Annotated in this window: 1 protein-coding gene; it reads right to left on the bottom strand. The window is 42.6% G+C overall.

Features of this window, described 5'->3' with window-relative positions; translation table 11 throughout:
* Positions 1–42: 42 nt before the first annotated feature.
* Positions 43–230, bottom strand: a 188-nt coding sequence (locus Q4528_RS16590) for an OB-fold-containig protein (RefSeq protein ID WP_303522904.1), incomplete at its 5' end; no start/stop codon positions are given.

The following is a 230-nucleotide window of genomic DNA, read 5'->3' as shown; positions in this document are numbered from 1 at the left end:
CATTATGCTATTGCTACTTCCTAAAAAATCCACACTTTATCCTTAATGATCGTTTAACAATTCGTTGAGTTTGCTGGCGGTCCAATATTTTTTATGGCGCTCTAGTAGAACAATGGTGGTGCCCATAGGAAACGAGTCATCGCTATCTATAGGTTGCACCATTAAATAGTGTTTTTGCCCATGCTGGTCTACACACACTGCTTCGGCTGGGCTGCCAATGGTAGCAGTAC

This window comes from Staphylococcus pasteuri (genome assembly GCF_030547725.1).
GTDB classification, from domain to species: domain Bacteria; phylum Bacillota; class Bacilli; order Staphylococcales; family Staphylococcaceae; genus Staphylococcus; species Staphylococcus pasteuri.
Note: the sequence above shows the minus strand (reverse complement) of the source record. Positions and strands in the feature narration are given on the sequence as shown.